Source organism: Kitasatospora cinereorecta, from assembly GCF_024172095.1.
Lineage (GTDB): Bacteria > Actinomycetota > Actinomycetes > Streptomycetales > Streptomycetaceae > Kitasatospora > Kitasatospora cinereorecta.
In genome coordinates this window covers 1,409,968-1,425,815 of record NZ_JAMZDX010000001.1, presented here as the reverse complement: position 1 = coordinate 1,425,815, position 15,848 = coordinate 1,409,968, and the positions used below count along the sequence as shown (strand labels likewise).

Genomic DNA, 15,848 nt, shown 5'->3' with positions numbered 1-15,848 from the left:
GTCACTGCACCCGAGCCCGTCGGCCGGAGGTCTCGACCTCCTCTTCCTCCTCCGGCTCGTTGGGCAGGTGGACGTCGTTGACGGCGATGTTCACCTCGACGACCTCGAGGCCGGTCATCCGCTCGACCGCCGCGATGATGTTCTCCCGTACCTCGACGGCGAGCCGGGGGATGACCACGCCGTACTCGACCACCAGGGCGATGTCGATCGCGGTCTGCCGCTCGCCGACCTCGGCCTTGATGCCCCGGCCGACGCTGCCCTTGGTGCCGGGGACGCGGTCGCGCATCGCACCGAAGGTACGGGTGAAGCCGGAACCCAGGGCATGGATGCCGGACACCTCGCGGGCCGCCATGCCTGCGATCTTCTCCACCACGCCGACGGCCAGCGCGGTGCGGCCGCGTTCGGCCGCGGGGGCGGCCTCGTCGTCGTGCGCGGCGATGGCCTTCTGGAGGTCGGCGGGGGTCGGGGGCTGCGTCATCGCGGGTCTCCCTGGTGTCAGGTCCAGCTATATCGCAAATCAGCCCAACTCTGACATTCCGCCACCCGCTCCGCGCGCCGAAAGACGCCCCGGGCACCCCCTGCACGGGGCGCCCGGGGCGTCGTCCGCCGGAACCTCAGTCGCCGATCCCGGCCAGGTCGCGCAGGCGGCGCGCCTGCGCCTGGCGCTCGGCGGAGCGCTGCTCGTCGTACGAGCGGCCGCCGGCCCCCTGGAGCAGCGCCTTGGTCTCGATCACCGCGTTGCGCGGGGCGGCGAGCAGGGCGGCGGCAAGGTCGCGGGCAGCGCCCTCCAGCTCCTCGACCGGGACGGACAGATTGGCCAGGCCGGTGGCCACCGACTCCTCGGCACCGACCCAGCGGCCGGTCGCGCAGATCTCCAACGCCCGTGCGTAGCCGACCAGTTCGATGAGCGGCTTGGTGCCGGCCAGGTCCGGGACCAGGCCGAGCGAGGTCTCCTTCATGGCGAACTGGACGTCCTCGGCGACCACCCGCAGGTCGCAGCCGAGGGCCAGCTGGAAGCCGGCGCCGACCGCGTGGCCCTGGACGGCGGCGATGGAGACCACGTCGGGCCGGCGCCACCAGGTGAAGGCCTCCTGGTACTCGGCGATGGCGGCGTCGAGCTCCTGGTCGGCGGCGGCGGCGAGCTCCATGAAGGTCCGCTCGCCGGGGATGCCCTCGGGGGTGAACATCGCCCGGTCGAGGCCCGCCGAGAAGGAGACCCCCTCCGCCCGGAGCAGCACCACCCGGACGGTGCCGTCCAGCGTGCGGCCGATCGCCGCCAGTGCCCGCCACATCGCGGGGCTCTGGGCGTTGCGCCGCTTGGGGTTGCAGAGCGTGACCGTGGCGAGCTCGCCGTCCAGGTCGAGCCGGACGCCGGCCTCCTCCCACAGCTTCCGGTCGGCGTCGGTGGCGGGGACGGTCATGGCGGGTACCTCCAGCGGGTAGCGACAGAGCTACTGGAGAGTAACAAACCGTTCGACGCCCGCACAGCCCCCTTCACCGCCGTGCGCCGCCCTTCGAGACACCCTTCGGCGCCGCACGGAAACGACGACCGACAAGGTGCGGAAAAGACGATCGGCGGCCCGGGAGAACCCGGCCGCCGAATCGTCTGGTGCGTCGAAACAGGGTGGAGCGAAGAGTGGACGCCCGCCCCGAACGGGACGGCACGCACCGGACCGGATCGGACCGGCTGCGACCGCACGCAGACCGAACCACCGGAGGAGTGATGAACCGTCAGGAACCTGCGGCGGCAGCCGCCTTGCCCTTGCCCCGCGTCGCCCCGCCGCGCCCGCGGAGGTTCACGCCGGACTCGCTCAGCATGCGGTGCACGAAGCCGTAGGAACGACCCGTCTCCTCCGCCAGTGCGCGAATGCTCGCCCCGGAGTCGTACTTCTTCTTGAGGTCCGCCGCGAGCTTCTCACGCGCGGCACCTGTCACCCGGCTGCCCTTTTTCAGAGTCTCAGCCACCCGTGCCTCCTCGTAGAGGTGATCGGTCAGATTCCCATGATCACCCATTGCCAGGCTCCTGGCCACCCATTCGACAAGGTCAATCCCGGGAAAGCGCAGTCCGGCGGTGGTACCCGCTCCGCACAAGGGCGCTCACACTCGGTGCACGCGCCCCCCGGCGCATGTGCGCCCCCGGGAGAAATAGCTGATCAGCCCGGACCGTCCGAACCCAAACAGCAGAGGGCCCCGGCCAAACGGAATCCGGGACCCTTGCATTCCCGACAGCGCCGGGAGGATGAGATTTTCTGCGCAGAAGAGCCGATCAGGCGTCTACCCGACCGTCAGGCCAGCGCCACCAGGTCGTGGTAGGCCGGGCTCCACAGGTCCTCCACGCCGTCCGGCAGCAGGATGATCCGCTCCGGCTGGAGGGCGTCGACCGCCCCCTCGTCGTGGGTCACCAGCACCACCGCGCCGGTGAACGACCGCAGCGCGGAGAGGATCTCCTCGCGGCTGGCCGGGTCGAGGTTGTTGGTCGGCTCGTCCAGCAGCAGCACATTGGCACTGGAGACCACCAGGGTGGCCAGCGCCAGACGGGTCTTCTCGCCACCCGAGAGCACCCCGGCCGGCTTGTCCACGTCGTCACCGGAGAACAGGAACGAGCCCAGGATCTTCCGGATCTGCACCAGGTCGGTGTCGGGCGCCGAGGAGCGCATGTTCTCCAGGACCGTGCGGTCCGGATCCAGCGTCTCGTGCTCCTGCGCGTAGTAGCCGATCTTCAGGCCGTGGCCCGGGATCACCTCGCCGGTGTCCGGCTGCTCCACGCCCGCCAGCATCCGCAGCAGCGTCGTCTTGCCGGCGCCGTTCAGGCCCAGCACGACCACCTTGGAGCCGCGGTCGATCGCCAGGTCCACCCCGGCGAAGATCTCCAGCGAGCCGTACGACTTCGACAGGTCCTCCGCCGTCAGCGGCGTCTTGCCGCACGGGGCCGGGTCCGGGAAGCGCAGCTTGGCGACCTTGTCGGAGGCCCGGACCTGCTCCAGGCCGGACAGCAGCTTCTCGGCGCGGCGGGCCATGTTCTGCGCGGCGACGGTCTTGGTCGCCTTGGCGCGCATCTTGTCGGCCTGCGCGTTGAGGGTGGCCGCCTTCTTCTCCGCGTTGGCGCGCTCGCGCTTGCGGCGCTTCTCGTCGTCCTCGCGCTGCTGCTGGTACTGCTTCCAGCCCATGTTGTAGACGTCGATGCAGGAGCGGTTGGCGTCCAGGTAGAAGACCTTGTTGACGACCGTCTCGACCAGGTCGATGTCGTGCGAGATGACGATGAAGCCACCCTTGTACGTCTTCAGGAAGTCGCGCAGCCAGACGATCGAGTCGGCGTCCAGGTGGTTGGTCGGCTCGTCCAGCAGCAGGATGTCCGCGTCCGAGAACAGGATCCGCGCCAGCTCCACCCGGCGGCGCTGACCGCCGGACAGGGTGTGCAGCGGCTGGGTCAGGATGCGGTCCGGCAGGCCGAGCGCCGCCGCGATGGTCGCCGCCTCCGCCTCGGCCGCGTACCCGCCCTTGGTCAGGAACTCGGTCTCCAGCCGGGCGTACTTCTTCATCGCGTTGTCGCGGGTGGAGCCCTTGCCGGTGGCCATCCGCTCCTCGTTCTCGCGCATCTTCTTCAGCACGGTGTCGAGGCCGCGGGCGGAGAGGATGCGGTCACGGGCGAGCACGTCCAGGTCACCGGTACGGGGGTCCTGGGGCAGGTAGCCGACCTGGCCGGAGTTGGTGACGGTGCCGCCAGCCGGGAGGCCCTCGCCGGCCAGCACCTTGGTCAGGGTGGTCTTGCCGGCACCGTTGCGGCCGACCAGGCCGATGCGGTCGCCCGGGGCGACACGGAAGGTGGCGGACTCGATCAGGACGCGGGCGCCGGCGCGCAGCTCCAGGGCGTTCGCGGAAATCATGGCTGGGGTCACTCCTAGCGGTGGTCATGGCACACAGCCATCCGGACCAGTCTACGTGACCCCGGCAAACGCAATTTTCGAGGAGGGGGAACGCCGCCGGGCGCACCGCCCGCCCTGTCGGTTCGCCCTACTTGGAGCAGGTCGGGGAGACGGCCGCGAAGGGCTCCGCAGGACTGCCGCAGGCGGTCTCCGGCGACCCCTCGGTCGTGTCGAAGACGCGGCTGCCGATGATCGGGCCGTCCTCGATGGAGACGCGGTGGGCGTCGATCTGGCGCAGCTGGACGTCCGGGCCGGCGTTGAGCTGCCAGCCGTGGCCGCTGAGCTGGAAGCCGCTGATGCCGCCGGGCAGGGGGTGGCTGGCGCCGGTGGTGCCGGTGCAGGTGCGCGGCACGAGCATGGCGTTGGCGGTGTGCACGGCGCGCAGCGGGTCGTAGCTGCAGCCGGTGGCGGGTCGCGAGTTGAACCGCAGGTCGCCGTCGCGCTCGCGGAACCCCATGGTCAGCGACGGTGTGACCACCGCCACCCAGGGCTCCTCCTCGATCCCGGGCTGGAGCGCGGCCGCGGCCCGCTTCAGCGCGGTGTCCCGCTTCTGGGTGTCGGTCCGGTCGGCCGCGCCGGGCTCGCCGTCGGCCCGCAGCCAGTCGGCCAGGCCGGGCACCGAGCGGTGCCAGCGGACCGAGTGGTCACTGGGGTGGACCGAGGTGACCATGCCGTCGTCCCAGACCACCACGGCGTTCTCGCCGACCATGGCGGTGTGCAGCGCGGTCGCGCCCTCGCGGCGGTAGGACCACAGGTGCTGGCCGGTGCCGCGGTCGTAGGCCTCCAGGCCGGGGCCGACCTTGAACTCCAGCGCGCCGGCGTCCAGCGACTGCGCACCCACCGGGCTGGCGTCCGCGCCGCCCGGGTCGACCACCCGGTCGCCGAACGGCACCGGCCGGTTGGCGTGCGCGGCGGCACCCGCTCCGAGGACGAGCAGCACGGCCAGGGCAGGGAGCACCGATCGGGGGCTGAGGCTTCGCAGCGGGTTGGAGGACACGGGCGGAGCGTACCGCCCGATCGGGTGTCGGGTCAGCTTGACGCGTTGCCGGGCGGAGCCTGCGGGACGTTGACGGCGCGCTGACGGGAGCGCCGTTCACCTGCGGTTGTCGACGGGCGGTGACCTGCGGCCGCCGTTAGTGTGCCACTGCGCGCGCTGGACGGACTGTTACAGAGGTGATACAGGATGCGGTTTGACGACGACGCCCCGCTGGACGCCTCCCAGGTGCAGGACCGGCGCGGTCTGCCGGGCGGGCGACTGACGGTCGGTGGCGGCGTGGTCGGCCTCCTCACGGTGCTGGTGGCGGTGGTGTTCGGGGTGGATCCGGCGCTGTTCGGCGTCTCGGACGGCGCGGTGGCGCCGGTGGGTCGGGCCACCAGCCCGGCCCAGTTGCAGGCGGCGTGCCGGACCGGGGCGGACGCCGAGCGGCGGCAGGACTGCCGGATCCTGGCCACCGTCAACAGCCTGCAGAGCTTCTGGCAGGCCGAGTTCGCCCGGCGGCAGGGCCAGTACGCGCCGGCGTCGACGGTGCTGTTCGACGACCAGGTGTCGACCGCGTGCGGCACGGCCAGTTCGGCGGTCGGCCCGTTCTACTGCCCGGCGGACCGCCGGGCCTACTTCGACCTGGGCTTCTTCGACGAGCTGACCGGACGGCTCGGCGCGCAGGGCGGCCCGTTCGCGGAGGCGTACGTGGTGGCGCACGAGTACGGGCACCACGTCCAGAACCTGACCGGCACCATGGCGAAGGTCGGCAACGACCGGCAGGGCGCGGACAGCGCCGCGGTCCGCCTGGAGCTGCAGGCCGACTGCTACGCGGGGGTGTGGACGCACCACGCGACCACCACCCCGCAGGCGTCCACCGGGCGGCCGCTGATCACGCAGCTGACCGACCAGGACATCGCCCGGGCGCTGGACGCCGCCCAGTCGGTCGGCGACGACCGGATCCAGCAGCGCGCCACCGGCCGCACCAACCCGGAGACGTGGACGCACGGCTCGTCCGCGCAGCGGGCGCAGTGGTTCACCACCGGCTACCGGACCGGTGACATGGCGCAGTGCGACACCTTCGACTGAGGCCGGGAACGGCGCCGGGCCGCGGCCGGCGGTCACCCGTGCGACCTGCCACGTTAGGGTGACATGAGGCTTTTCTGACGTCTTGTTGACTTACTGTCGGATACGTCCATTTTCAGGAAGTTCCGAAGCCCCGTACGGAGAGCCCATGCGCATCGGCCGCCTGACCCTGGCCGCCGCCGCACTGCTGCTGGTGACGACCGCGAGCGTGCCGTCCGGCTCGCCGCTGAGCCAGACCGAGCGCCACGCCGCGCTCTCCTCGGACGCCATCCAGCCGCGCGGGGCGGCGCCCCGCCCGGTGGTGCAGCGGTCCCGGCACGAGACGCCGTTCGGCGCGTTCGTCGGCTCCTGGGACACCTACATCCCCAACATCGCCCGGATGGCGAACTGGCTGGGCAACGCCAACATGCAGGTCGGGCACACCTACCTGGCGGGCAACAGCTGGCAGGACGTCGAGGGCGAGCCGGTGGTGCTCGGCCTGTGGTCGCAGTGGCGGCAGGCGGACAGCTCGCGCAAGCTCGTGCTCGGCGTGCCGATGCTGGTCCCCAACGAGGGCAACCTGCCGGACGCCGAGGTGGCCAGACTGCTGGCCCGCGGCACCAGGGGCGAGTTCGACCAGCACTTCCTGAAGCTGGCGCACAAACTGGTGGCGCTCGGCGGCGGGGACACCGTCATCACCCTCGGCTGGGAGATGAACGGAGTCACCTACACCTCGCGCTGCAAGCCCGACCCGACCGCCTGGAAGGCGTACTGGCGGCGGATCGTCACCGTGATGCGCTCGGTGCCGGGCCAGCGCTTCTCCTTCGACTTCACCCCCAACCGCGGCCTGGACGCCATCCCGTGGACCCGCTGCTACCCCGGTGACGACGTGGTCGACATCATCGGCATGGACAGCTACGACCAGCCGGCCGGCGGCACCTTCGACAGCTACGTCTCCGAGCCGTACGGGCTGGAGGACCAGGTCGAGTTCGCCGCCAAGCGCGGCAAGCCGGTCTCGTACCCGGAGTGGGGGCTGTTCCGCAACGGCGACAACCCGGAGTTCGTCCGGCGGATGGTGGAGTGGATGCGCACCCACGACACCGCCTACCAGACCGTCACCGACTACTGTCCGCACGGCTTCTGGCAGTGCGACCGCAACCCCCGCTCGGCGGCGGTCTTCCGGCAGCTGATGTCCGGCTCGGCCGGCGCCGTCCCCGCGCCGGCGCCGGCGCCCTCACCGCAGCCGGCGGGCCGCTAGCGCCTGCTTGAGGCCGGGCAGCCGGGTGCGCAGCTGGTGCACCGCGGCGCCGCGCAGCCGGACCCGCAGGGCCCGGACGGCGGCGAGCGGCGCGAAGCCGCGCGGGCCGAGGACCAGGCGCTGGTTGGGCAGTTGGTCCGGCCGCCAGCGCTGCTTGTACGGCTCCTGGCCGCGCAGCAGGCTGAGCACCGGGATGCCGGCGTCGCGGACCTCGTCCAGCGCCACGCCGAACAGCAGCCCGGCGATGTCCAGCCGCTCGCGCAGCCGCGGGTGGGCGCCGTACATGTAGAGGCCGCCGAACGCCGGGCAGAGCAGCAGCAGGTTGACCGCGACCAGGTCGCCGTCCAGAAAGAAGCGGTGCAGGGCGGCCCGGCGGCTCGCCACCAGCGCGGTGGTGGACTCGATCAGGTGGTCCGCGAAGCGCTCGGTGCGGTGCTCGGGGGTGACCCCGCGCTCCTGCCACTGCAGGATGTGCAGGCCCAGCAGCGCGCGGATCGTCTCCGGCACCTCCTCGGGGGCGGTGGAGCGGACCACCACGCCGGACTCGGCGATCTTGCGCTGCTTCACCCGGCTGCGCTGGGCGGTCTTGCCGGGCAGCCGCTTGAGCAGTTCCTCCATCGGCACGGCCGGCAGGTACTGGCAGAGCGAGTCGGCGAACCGGTACCGCCGGCCCGGCCAGGCGGCCCAGACCCGCTGGAGGGCCGCCTCGGGGCGGACCTCGCGCAGCTCCAGGCTGTGCCAGGGGCGGCGCACCGGCAGGGCGGCGGCCAGCTCGGCGGCCGCCCGGTCGGCGCACTCGTCGTCGAGCAGGACGTCGGTGAAGTCGACCAGGCCGGCGCCCAGGTTGGTCAGGCCGCCGAACGGTCCGCGCCGCATCAGCGCCGCCGCCCCGACCAGCGCGCCGTCGCGGCGGACCAGCACCAGGACCAGGCCGCCGGGCCGGCCGTACTGGCGCCACCAGGAGCACAGCCAGCCCGCGGACTGGAAGGTGGTGGCCGTCCGGCAGCGGGCGAACAGGCCGTCCCACTCCTCGGTGTGCCGGTCCAGCGCCCGGTCGTCCCGGAGCACCTCGAAGGTCCAGGAGCCGCCCTGCGGGACGGGGACGGCCGAACCGGGGACGGCCGGGACCGCGGCGGCCGGGGCGGTGCGCCGGCCGGACCGGGTGGCCGCTCTCATCGGTTGCTCCCGGCGGGCTTCTTCGGCTCGAAGTCGGCGCGCGGGCGGGGGGTGGTCGCGGGCTCGGCGGCGGCCGCCGGCTCGGCCTCCGCGGACGCGGCGGTGCCCGCCGACCCGGTCGCGGCGCCCGGCCGGCGGCGGGTCAGCATGACCAGCGTGCCCACCAGCACCCCGGCCGCACCGCCGACGGCGGTGTCGAGCGCGGCGGAGGGCGAGGACGGACCGTCCGGCTCGGCCGCGTCGGCCAGGGCCACCAGGCGGACGCCGGTCTCCTTGCTGCTGGTGTTGGCGAAGGCGATCAGCGACTTGGCGACCGCGTCGGCGGACTTCACCGCGTCGGCGGGGCGGCGGCCGGTGCCGGTGATCTCGATCATCGGGGCGTCCGGCGAGGTGGTGCCGCGGACGGTGTCGGAGAGCGTGGCGACCGAGTGCCCGGTCTCGGCGGCCGCCGCCGCGAGCACCTGCGGTTGGCCGGCCAGCCGGCCGTACGCCTGGGCGAAGTTGACCGCGGTGGCGCCCTCGCCCTGCTGCTCCGCGACCACCACGACATAGGAGTTGGCGGCGTAGGAGGGATGCGAGACGAGCGCGTAGCCGGCCCCGGCCGCGGCGCCCAGCGGGACGGCGAGGGCCAGCGGCCACCAGCGACGGACCAGCGCGCTGGCGCTTCGGCGGGATTCGGACATGGCGGGCTCCGTGGGATCTAGAGGGGTGGGGTGGTCAGGCCCGGACGGTGGAACGGCGGTCGGCCCGCCGGCGGGGCGGCGCGGGCCCCAGGCGGTCGTAGAGGGTGGCGAGTTCGGCGGCGATCCGGGCGATGTCGTAGTGGGCGACGGCCGGCGGCCGGGGCAGCACTGCGGTACGGCGGTCGGCGAGGGCGGCGAGGGCGGCGGCGTAGGCGGCGGCGTCCGAGGGCAGGGCCAGGGCGCCGGGCGCGGCGGCGGGCGGCAGGTCGTCCAGCGCGGGGCAGGCCGAGTGCAGCACCGGCAGGCCGGCGGCCAGGCCCTCCAGGACCGCCAGGCCGAAGGTCTCCTCGGCCGAAGGCGAGGCCAGCACGTCCATGGCGGTGAGGAGTTCGGGCACGTCGTCGCGCTCGCCGGTGAAGTGCACCCGGTCGGCCAACCCGAGGCGTTCGGCCTGCCGCTCCAGGACGGGGCGCTCGGGTCCGGCGCCGACCAGCAGCAGCCGGGCCTCGGGCCGGCCCGCCGGGCGGGTTTCGGCCAGCGCGTCGAGCAGGACGGCGAAGCGCTTGCCGGGCACCAGCCGGCCCACCCCGCCGACCACGAACGCCGCCCGGGGCAGCCCGAGTTCGTCCCGCAGGCGGTCGCGGACGGCGGCCCGCTCGCCGGCCGGCCGGGCGTACCGGGCGGCCTCGATGCCGTTGGGCAGCAGGTGGACGCGGTCGGCGGGCACGCCCCAGTCGGCCAGCACGCCGGCGACCTGGCCGGAGACGGCGACGGTGGCCGAGCCCAGCCGCTCGGCCGCCAGGTAGAGCACGCGGACGCCCCGGGTGGTCGGCCGGCCCTCGATCACCCCGGCCTGCAGCGAGTGCTCGGTGGCCAGCACCGCCCGGACGCCGGCCAGCCGGGCGGCCAGCCGCCCGTACAGCCCGGCCCGGTAGAGATGCGTGTGCACCAGGTCGTAGCGGCCCGCGCGGACCAGCCGGATGAGCCGGGGCAGCACCCCGAGGTCACGGTTGCCGCGCATGCCGAGGTCGTGGACGGTGAAGCCCTCGGCGCGCAGCGCGACGGCGACCGTGCCCGGATTGGTCAGGGTCGCCACCTCGCAGTCGTAGCCGGGCGGCAGGTGCCGCAGCATCAACAGGAGTTGGCGTTCGGCGCCGCCGGCCGCCAGGCCGGTGACGATGTGCAGGATCCTCACCGCAGGCCCCCGTACGGGCCGCTCGGCGCGCCGTTGCGCAGCCCGGTGAGGGCGTCGCGCCAGCGGTGGCGGCCGTGCTTGGCCCGCAGCCGCCAGGCGCCGTCGCGGTCGCCGACGTAGCAGCGCGGCAGGGCGAAGCGGCCGGTCAGCGGGGAGTGCTGGATGGCGCAGGCGTAGTCGTAGCCGGCGTCCCGGACCGCCAGGCCGGCGGGCAGGTCGACCGCGCCGTACGGATAGCAGAAGCCGGTGACCGGTCCGCCGACCAGCTCCTCCAGGGCTCGGCGGCTCTCCCGGGTCTGCTCGGCGAGCGCGTCGGCGGGCAGCCCGGGGAGCGCTCGGTGGCCGAGCCCGTGCGAGCCGATCTCCCAGCCGGCCGAGGCGAGTCGGGTGACCTGGTCGACGATGAGCAGCTTCTTGCGCGGGCCTTCGACGTCCCAGCCGTTCTCGGTGCCGAGCAGGTCGGGCACCACGTACGCGGTCGCGGTGAAGCCGAACTCGCGCAGGACCGGGACGGCGTGCCGGGCGAAGTCGGCGTAGCCGTCGTCGAAGGTGAGGCCGACCAGCCGTCCGTCGGTGCCCTCGGCGCGGGCGGCCAGCAGCTCCCGGACGCTCACCCCGCGCCGGCCGCTGCGGTGCAGGAACGCCATCTGCTCGGCGAACCGGTCCGGGCTGACAGTGAGCAGGTACGGGTCCTCCTCCTCGTCGGCGACCGAGTGGTACATCAGGATCCAGGGCGCCGGCCAGGACCCTGCGGCCTGCACCGGCAGACGGAGGAGATCAGCGTCCATGGGGCAGCGTCCCTTCAGCCTTTCGAGGGGCCGGGTCGGCGGACGGCGGCGCGGCGGGCTCGGCCGGCGCCGGGGAGGGCAGGCGGTGCCGGCCGCGCGCGGTCGGACGGGCCGGGGCGGGCGGGCTGACGGCCCGGGCCAGCGCGAGGACCGGGCCGCGGACCTCGGCGGCACCGAGCAGGGTGCCGAGGCCGGCGAAGACGACGATCACGGTGAGACCGCCGAGCAGGGTGGCGGCCAGCGGGTCGGCGGCGCGCGCGGCGACGGGCGCGCCGAGCGCGGCGGCACCCAGCGCGGCGGCCAGCAGCCGGGCCTGGCCGCCGAGGACCGGCCGCATCCGCAGCGCGATCCCGCGCAGCAGCAGCCCGCGCAGCAGCAGCACCGCGGTGGTGGTGATACCGGCCGCGTTGCCGGCCGCCAGGCCCAGGGCGCCGAACCGGGGGGTGGCGGCAAGGCCGACCCCGACGGTGACCAGCAGGCCGAGGCCCATCGCGGCCACCGGGAACCAGTCGAGCAGCCGGGGGCCGCTGTCGGTCCGGGGGGCGTCCGCGCGGCGCACCACCGGGCGGACCGAGAAGTACGGCCGGACCATCACGCCGACCAGCGCCTGGGCGGGCAGTCCGAAGCTGTAGATCCGGATCACCGCGGCGGTGGCGGCGGTGTCGTGCGCGCCGAAGGCGCCGCGCTCGAAGAGCAGCGCCACCACGGACGGGGCGCAGGCCATCAGGAAGGCGGTGCCGACCAGCACCACGGCGGACGCCTGGCCGAGGTCCTTCTCCACCCGGTCGCGGGCCGCGGTCAGGTCGCCGGCGGCCAGCGCGCGGGCGACCACCGGGAAGGTCACCGTGACGATCAGGATGGCCGAGGTCATGGCGAGCTGGGAGACCTTGGCGGCGTAGTTGAGGTGCGAGATGGTGCCGGGCGGCAGGCCCGAGCCGAGGTAGCGCTCGATGAAGACCTGGGCCTGCCGGGTCAGGGTGAACGCGGCCACCGGGAGCATCGCCAGCGGGATCAGCACCAGGCTGCGGGCGGCGGACCGGCCGCGGGCCCGGCGGCGCCGGCCCGCGCGCAGCCGGGCGATGAACGGCACGATCAGCACCGAGGCCATCAGCAGGCTGCCGAAGGCCACGCCGAGCGCGGCCGACCTGACGCCCCACAGCCGGTGGCAGGTGAGCAGCAGGCCGAGGATGCCGAGGTTGTACGCCACGTAGATGGTGGCGGGGGCGGTGAAGCCGTGGTGGGCGCGCAGCGCGGAGGTCAGGTACCCGACCACGCCGAACGGCAGGATGGTGATGGCGGTGATCCGGGTGCAGGTGACGGCCAGCTGCGGGTCGGCGAGGCCGGGCGCGAGCACGTCGACCAGCTGGGGGGCGCCGAGTGCGGCGGCGGCCGAGAGGGTGCACAGGGCGAGCAGCAGCCAGGGCAGGGTGGATCTGACCAGCTGCCGTACCGGGTCGGGTCCGTGCGGCCGCTCCTCGCGCAGCACCAGGGCCAGGCTGAAGGCCGGGACCATCAGGAACGCCATCGCGTCCTCGATCAGCAGCGGCGCGGCGGTCTCCGGGACGGTCCAGGCGACCAGGAAGGCGTCGGTGCCCTGGTTGGCGCCGAAGTAGCGGGCCAGCAGCAGGTCGCGGAGCAGGCCGAGCGCGGAGCCGGCGGCGCTGAGCAGCGCGGTGACGCCGAAGGCCTTGGCGAGGAAGCCCCGGCGGGGGGCGGCCTCGGCCGCGCTCCCCCGCCGGGCGGCCGGCAGCTCGGCCACGGACTGGTCGGTGGTCATGCGCCGTACGCTCCGGTGGAGTCGGGGTCCGGAAGGGCGGCGCGGGCGGCGAGGCCGAGGACCACCGAGGTGAGCACGGTGGTGGTCCCGCCGATGTCGGCGTACAGGAAGTCGACCAGCACCCAGGCGAGCAGGGCGAGCGCGGCCAGGCCGGCGCCGGTGGCGCGGCGCAGGCAGCCGATCAGCAGCGCGAGGAACAGTGCCAGGTAGGCGACCACCCCGACCAGCCCCTGCTCGCTCAGGACCAGGAAGTACATGTTGTGCGGGGAGAGCAGCGGCTCGCGCTGGAAGCCGATGGTGGAGTCCTCCGCGTCGCTGCCGGAGGACAGCCGCAACGGGGCGTGGCTGTCGCGCAGTTGCTGGAAGGCCTTCGGCCCGGCGCCGGTGACCGGGTGGTCCTGCCAGATCCGGCCGGCGGTGGCCCACAGGTCGTAGCGGTCGGAGACCGACTGGTCGGGCGCGGCGGAGACCGAGCCGATCGAGCTGAGCCGGGCGGTGACCCCGTCGCCGCCGAGGCCGAAGCCGCCGACCAGGACCACGGCGGCGGCCGCGCCGACCACCGCGCCGCGGACGGCGAGCCGGGCGTCGGCGCGCAGCAGCAGCACGGTGGCGGCGACCGCGGTGGCGATCCAGCTGCCGCGGCTGAAGGAGACCGCGAGCGGGAAGGTCAGGAACGCGGCACTGGCGTACATCGCGATCCGCAGCCGCCAGCTGCCGCCGGGGCGCCGCTCGGCGAGGGCCAGCGCCAGGGCGGCGAGCAGCCCGTACGCGACCACGGTGGACATCGCCATGATGTCGAGCGCGCCGAAGGTGCCGACGGCGCGGATCGGCCGGCCGGTGTACGAGGCGCCCGTCCCGGTCAGGTACTGGTGGGCGCCGACCACGCCCTGGACCAGGGCGGCGGCGACGAAGGAGCCGAGCACCAGCCGCTGGTCGAAGCGGTCCCGGACGGCGCACAGCACGGCGGCCGGCACCAGGACGAACACCTGGGTGAGCCGGACGAAGCCGGTCAGGCTGGCGGCCGGGTCGATCGAGCCGACGGTGGCGGCGCCGGCGGCCACCACCACCCCGCCGAACAGCAGGGCGGCGGCCGGGTGCAGCGCCGGGATCCGCCCGCGCAGCGCGTCCAGGGCGATGAGCGCGACCAGCGCCATCGACGCGACGTCGGCCGCGGTGACGTGGACGGCCGCGGTGACGTCCTTCTCGCCGGTGGGGACGCAGACCAGCAGCACCGTGGCGGCCGCCAGCAGGCTGGGCCGGGCCGGGACTATCGCGGCGAGGCGGCGCAGCGAGGTCGGCCGCTGGGGCCGGGCAAGGGTCAGGGACACCGTCAGCTCCCGTCCGGGTGGAGCATCAGGGCGGCGGTCCGCAGCAGGATCTTGGTGTCCTGCCAGAGGCTCCAGCTCTCGATGTAGCGGTTGTCGAAGCGGGCCCGGTCCTCGATCGAGGTGTCCCCGCGCAGGCCGTTGACCTGGGCGAGGCCGGTGAGCCCGACCGGGACGCGGTGGCGGTCGGCGTACTCGGGGTACGCCTGGCCGAACCGCATCACGAAGTACGGCCGTTCGGGGCGCGGGCCGACCAGGCTCATGTCGCCGCGCAGGACGTTCCACAGCTGGGGCAGCTCGTCCAGCGAGGTCTTGCGCAGCAGCCGGCCGACCGCGCCCATCCGGTGGTCGTGCGAGATGTTCCAGCGGGTGGCCGACTCGTGCTCGTTGCTGGGCCGCAGGGTGCGGAACTTGAGGACGGTGAACACCTTGCCGTCCAGGCCGGTGCGCTGCTGGCGGAACAGCACGCCCGGACCGGTGTCGAAGCGGACCGCGAGGGCGCAGGCGGCCAGCACCGGGGAGAGGGCGACCAGGCCGAGGCCGGCGGCGGCGATGTCGAGCAGCCGCTTGCCGGTCCACGCGGGGCGGCGCATCGCCGGGCGGTTCAGCCGCAGGCAGGGGAAGCCGTAGAGGTGGTCGGCCGGGAAGCGGCCCACCGAGCCGTACTCGCGCAGCGCCGGGACCAGCCAGACCTGGCAGCCGAGCCGGGCGGCCAGCCGCAGCGAGGCGGTGGTCTCCGCCTCGTCGGCGGCGCCCTCGGTGGCGACCACGTGGTGGATGCGGTGACGGCGGATCACCTTGTGCAGGGCCTCCCGGCCGCCGAGCACCGGGAGCCGGTTGTCCGGCGGGAGCAGCACGGGGTCGGAGTCCAGGAAGCCGACCGGGCTCATGCCGTACTCGGCGCGCTCGCTGAGCACCGAAGCGATCCGCTGGCCCAGGTGGCCGGCGCCGAGCACCAGGACCGGGCGCGGCCGGCGCCGGCGGACCTTGCGGGCCAGCCGGTACGCGAACGCCCGGCCGGTGGCGGCAAACAGCACCAGGGCGCCGAGCAGGGCGGCCAGCCGCAGCGGGGTGGCCGGGCCGAACGCCCGCCAGCCGCCGTCCAGGCAGGCGCCCACGGTGACCACGCAGGCGGTGGCGACGACGGCGCGGGCGACCAGCGCGGGGAACTCGTCGAGCGCGGAGAGGGTGAGCCGGCTGCGGTAGAGGCCGCCGGCCAGGTTGAGCGGGAGCAGCGCCGGGAGCAGCACCGCCGCGCCGGCCAGCGGGTGGCTGCCGGAGGCCGCGGTGAGCGCCGCCGCCCCGGCGGCCGCCGAGACGTCCACCGCCACCAGGCCGGCCGGCAGGGCGAGCCCGGAGTGCAGCCGCCGGCGGTGGCGGCCGAGGCCGGTGGACGGGCGGACGGACGGTGCGCCGGTCGGCCGGTCCAGGGTGGCGATCCGGCGCACGGGGCCCGACACGGGTCTGCCCGGCCTCGGCACACTCTCGTGGTCAATGGTCATCAGCGCACGAACTCCCCTGCTGTGTACCCGCCGTGGCGGGACAGCCGGATCCGGACGACAGGCACCGGCACGGCGACCCCGACCCGGTGGACGCGGTCCAGGTAGACACCTGCTGCCGTGGGGCGGCGATCGGCCATTCGTTTCAAAATGGGAGCGAAGCAGGCAAAATCAGACATT

14 protein-coding genes are annotated in these 15,848 nt (G+C 74.2%); 2 read left to right on the top strand and 12 right to left on the bottom strand.

What is annotated here, in order from left to right; translation table 11 throughout:
- Nucleotide 1: 1 nt before the first annotated feature.
- The 5 genes from FHR36_RS06290 to FHR36_RS06270 form a co-directional block, all read right to left on the bottom strand.
- Nucleotides 2-478 carry an Asp23/Gls24 family envelope stress response protein gene (locus tag FHR36_RS06290; RefSeq protein ID WP_253794462.1) on the bottom strand — a complete coding sequence of 159 codons (477 nt, stop codon included), beginning with the start codon at nucleotides 476-478 and terminating at the stop codon, nucleotides 2-4.
- A 136-nt stretch (nucleotides 479-614) separates the two neighbouring features.
- The gene (locus FHR36_RS06285) at nucleotides 615-1,421 is read right to left on the bottom strand and encodes an enoyl-CoA hydratase/isomerase family protein (protein WP_253794461.1); all 807 of its coding nucleotides are present in this window, start codon (nucleotides 1,419-1,421) and stop codon (nucleotides 615-617) included.
- A gap of 310 nt (nucleotides 1,422-1,731) precedes the next feature.
- A complete protein-coding gene (locus tag FHR36_RS06280) occupies nucleotides 1,732-1,965 on the bottom strand; it encodes a helix-turn-helix domain-containing protein (RefSeq protein WP_014138756.1) in 234 nt (77 codons plus the stop codon).
- Nucleotides 1,966-2,285: 320 nt separating this feature from the next.
- Entirely contained in the window at nucleotides 2,286-3,884 is a 1,599-nt protein-coding gene (locus FHR36_RS06275; RefSeq protein ID WP_253794460.1) for an ABC-F family ATP-binding cassette domain-containing protein, read from the bottom strand.
- A 127-nt stretch (nucleotides 3,885-4,011) separates the two neighbouring features.
- Nucleotides 4,012-4,920: a PQQ-like beta-propeller repeat protein gene (locus FHR36_RS06270; RefSeq protein ID WP_253794459.1), complete on the bottom strand. Its 909-nt coding sequence runs from the start codon at nucleotides 4,918-4,920 to the stop codon at nucleotides 4,012-4,014.
- Between the two features lie 186 nt (nucleotides 4,921-5,106).
- Here FHR36_RS06270 and ypfJ point away from each other — a divergent pair, with 186 nt between their 5' ends.
- Both ypfJ and FHR36_RS06260 read left to right on the top strand, forming a co-directional pair.
- The gene (gene ypfJ / locus FHR36_RS06265) at nucleotides 5,107-5,991 is read left to right on the top strand and encodes a KPN_02809 family neutral zinc metallopeptidase (RefSeq protein WP_253794458.1); all 885 of its coding nucleotides are present in this window, start codon (nucleotides 5,107-5,109) and stop codon (nucleotides 5,989-5,991) included.
- A 145-nt stretch (nucleotides 5,992-6,136) separates the two neighbouring features.
- Nucleotides 6,137-7,225, top strand: a complete 1,089-nt coding sequence (locus tag FHR36_RS06260) for a glycoside hydrolase family 26 protein (protein ID WP_253794457.1) — start codon at nucleotides 6,137-6,139, stop codon at nucleotides 7,223-7,225.
- Here the strand turns inward: FHR36_RS06260 and FHR36_RS06255 are convergent.
- From FHR36_RS06255 to FHR36_RS06225, 7 genes are read right to left on the bottom strand one after another with little or no spacing between them, the layout of a single operon-like run.
- Entirely contained in the window at nucleotides 7,202-8,401 is a 1,200-nt protein-coding gene (locus tag FHR36_RS06255; RefSeq protein ID WP_253794456.1) for a GNAT family N-acetyltransferase, read from the bottom strand. The genes FHR36_RS06260 and FHR36_RS06255 overlap by 24 nt on opposite strands.
- Nucleotides 8,398-9,084, bottom strand: coding sequence for a Wzz/FepE/Etk N-terminal domain-containing protein (locus tag FHR36_RS06250; RefSeq protein ID WP_253794455.1), 687 nt, complete (start codon nucleotides 9,082-9,084; stop codon nucleotides 8,398-8,400). The genes FHR36_RS06255 and FHR36_RS06250 overlap by 4 nt, the downstream gene beginning before the upstream one ends.
- 34 nt (nucleotides 9,085-9,118) lie before the next feature.
- Entirely contained in the window at nucleotides 9,119-10,279 is a 1,161-nt protein-coding gene (locus FHR36_RS06245) for a glycosyltransferase (protein ID WP_253794453.1), read from the bottom strand.
- Nucleotides 10,276-11,067 (bottom strand): polysaccharide deacetylase family protein, encoded by a 792-nt coding sequence (locus tag FHR36_RS06240; protein WP_253794451.1) that lies wholly within the window; start codon nucleotides 11,065-11,067, stop codon nucleotides 10,276-10,278. The genes FHR36_RS06245 and FHR36_RS06240 overlap by 4 nt, the downstream gene beginning before the upstream one ends.
- A complete protein-coding gene (locus FHR36_RS06235; protein WP_253794449.1) occupies nucleotides 11,057-12,844 on the bottom strand; it encodes a lipid II flippase MurJ in 1,788 nt (595 codons plus the stop codon). Before FHR36_RS06235 ends, FHR36_RS06240 begins: the two co-directional genes overlap by 11 nt.
- Complete coding sequence (locus tag FHR36_RS06230) at nucleotides 12,841-14,172, bottom strand: O-antigen ligase family protein (RefSeq protein WP_253794448.1); 1,332 nt, start codon at nucleotides 14,170-14,172, stop codon at nucleotides 12,841-12,843. The genes FHR36_RS06235 and FHR36_RS06230 overlap by 4 nt, the downstream gene beginning before the upstream one ends.
- A gap of 2 nt (nucleotides 14,173-14,174) precedes the next feature.
- A complete protein-coding gene (locus FHR36_RS06225) occupies nucleotides 14,175-15,629 on the bottom strand; it encodes a sugar transferase (protein ID WP_253794445.1) in 1,455 nt (484 codons plus the stop codon).
- Nucleotides 15,630-15,848: the final 219 nt, after the last annotated feature.

Bases quoted from the DNA above. Each gene is read 5' to 3' on its own strand.
- FHR36_RS06285 (WP_253794461.1), bottom strand. From the start codon at position 1,421: ATGACCGTCCCCGCCACCGACGCCGACCGGAAGCTGTGGGAGGAGGCC.
- FHR36_RS06290 (WP_253794462.1), bottom strand. From the start codon at position 478: ATGACGCAGCCCCCGACCCCCGCCGACCTCCAGAAGGCCATCGCCGCG.
- ypfJ (WP_253794458.1), top strand. From the start codon at position 5,107: ATGCGGTTTGACGACGACGCCCCGCTGGACGCCTCCCAGGTGCAGGAC.
- FHR36_RS06255 (WP_253794456.1), bottom strand. From the start codon at position 8,401: ATGAGAGCGGCCACCCGGTCCGGCCGGCGCACCGCCCCGGCCGCCGCG.
- FHR36_RS06240 (WP_253794451.1), bottom strand. From the start codon at position 11,067: ATGGACGCTGATCTCCTCCGTCTGCCGGTGCAGGCCGCAGGGTCCTGG.
- FHR36_RS06275 (WP_253794460.1), bottom strand. From the start codon at position 3,884: ATGATTTCCGCGAACGCCCTGGAGCTGCGCGCCGGCGCCCGCGTCCTG.
- FHR36_RS06250 (WP_253794455.1), bottom strand. From the start codon at position 9,084: ATGTCCGAATCCCGCCGAAGCGCCAGCGCGCTGGTCCGTCGCTGGTGG.
- FHR36_RS06235 (WP_253794449.1), bottom strand. From the start codon at position 12,844: ATGACCACCGACCAGTCCGTGGCCGAGCTGCCGGCCGCCCGGCGGGGG.
- FHR36_RS06260 (WP_253794457.1), top strand. From the start codon at position 6,137: ATGCGCATCGGCCGCCTGACCCTGGCCGCCGCCGCACTGCTGCTGGTG.